At 63.5% G+C, this 1,496-nt stretch carries 2 protein-coding genes; one reads left to right on the forward strand and one right to left on the reverse strand.

Going from position 1 to position 1,496, the window contains the following annotated elements; genetic code table 11:
• Positions 1–398: S4 domain-containing protein (locus tag ENZ75_RS31610; RefSeq protein ID WP_281061323.1), on the forward strand; the 398-nt coding region annotated here is incomplete at its 5' end.
• A 6-nt stretch (positions 399–404) separates the two neighbouring features.
• On the opposite strand, the gene ENZ75_RS31615 is transcribed toward ENZ75_RS31610, so the two are convergent.
• Positions 405–1,496 (reverse strand): AsmA-like C-terminal region-containing protein (locus ENZ75_RS31615; RefSeq protein ID WP_164888166.1); only part of this gene is annotated, 1,092 nt, incomplete at its 5' end.

The raw sequence follows: 1,496 nt of genomic DNA on the forward strand, positions 1-1,496 counted from the left end.
GGCTCGAGCGGCTCGGCGGATCCGAGATCAATGAGGCCAAGAAGATCCTCGCCACCGAGATCACCGCCCTGCTGCACGGCCGCGCGGCCGCCGAGCAAGCCAGCGATACGGCGCGCAAGACGTTCGAGGAAGGCGCGCTCGCGGAGTCGCTGCCGACCGTCGAGGTCGACAGGACAGCGCTCGAAACCGGCGTCGGCATCCTGTCGCTGCTGGTCACCGCCGGACTGGCGGCGTCGAACGGCGAAGCGCGGCGGCATGTGCAGGGCGGCGCCGTGCGCCTGAACGACGAGCCGGTGAGCGACGAGCGCCGGCTGGTGACCCCTCAGGATTTGAGTCCGGAAAACGTCGTAAAGCTTTCCTTGGGAAAGAAAAAACACATTCTGGTGCGACCGGCCTGAACTCGCTCACCTATATTCGAAGATCGACCTGAATATTCCGGGCGCGATCACCGACAGCGGATTGATGTCCAGCAACGGCTTGTTGGCGTTGCCCTTGAGCCGGTAGGTGACGCCGATCAGGCCACGGTCGCGGCCATTGCCGAGCAGCGCGCCAACGATGGGCAATTCGCCGAAGATGCGATTGAGGCCATAGACCGGCATGAACGTGCCGGTCATGTCCATGTTGTTGTTCTGGTCGTAGAGCGTGCCCTGGAACGTGGTGCCGATGCGCGGTCCGCGCAGCACACCGTTGGCGATTTTCAGGTAACCGCTGCCCTTGTCGATCTCGGCGTAACCGCGTTCGAACTTCACCCGCGACGTGTCCAGTTTGCCCTTGACCGCCTGGTTGAGGCTGCGGTTGTCGCCGGCGGGCGTGGTCGAGACGATGGAGGCCAGTTTCGGTTCGTTGACGACGAAAAAGTTGCTGGTGTCGACCTTGCCCCTCAGCGATCCGTCGCTCGGCCCCGCCAGGGCCAGGGTGATCGTTCCGCCTTCCATATGCTCGTAGATATTGAGGAATCTCAGGATGGCGCCAGCGTCGGCGGACTGCATGTTGAGCGCGCGCTGGCCGGCACCGGTGGTGTTGCTGATGGTTATGGCGGCGCCCGAACTTGCCGTGGCGCTGACCTTCAGCCCGTTCACCCGCGAGCCGGCCGCGCTGTAGTCGAGCTTCAGATTGGACAATTGCTCGTCGTGGAAACCGGTCAGCCGGTCGACATCGGCGCTGACGGAGATGGCGTCGGAACCGGTGGTTTTGGTAGCCGTGTCGACGTCGGAGGTGAACTGCTTGATGAGCGAGCGGGCATCGAGCGCATTGCCCGATATGTCGACCGCATAGCCCTTGCCGGACCGCTTCACCGACACAGCAACGTCGTCGCCTCTGTTCAAGGTGACCTTGCTGAACCGCGCCGACGACAAGGCGCCATTGACCAGCACGATGCTGCCGTCGACGGAGAACGTCTTTCCGTCGAGATTGAAATCGGACAGCGTCGTGGTGTCGCCGGACTTGGTCATGACGAAGGTGACGTTGGCGGGCACCCACGGCCCCTTGCTCCAGCC

The sequence above is a fragment of the Mesorhizobium sp. M7A.F.Ca.CA.002.04.1.1 genome (assembly GCF_004022805.1).
Taxonomy (GTDB): Bacteria; Pseudomonadota; Alphaproteobacteria; order Rhizobiales; family Rhizobiaceae; genus Mesorhizobium; species Mesorhizobium ciceri.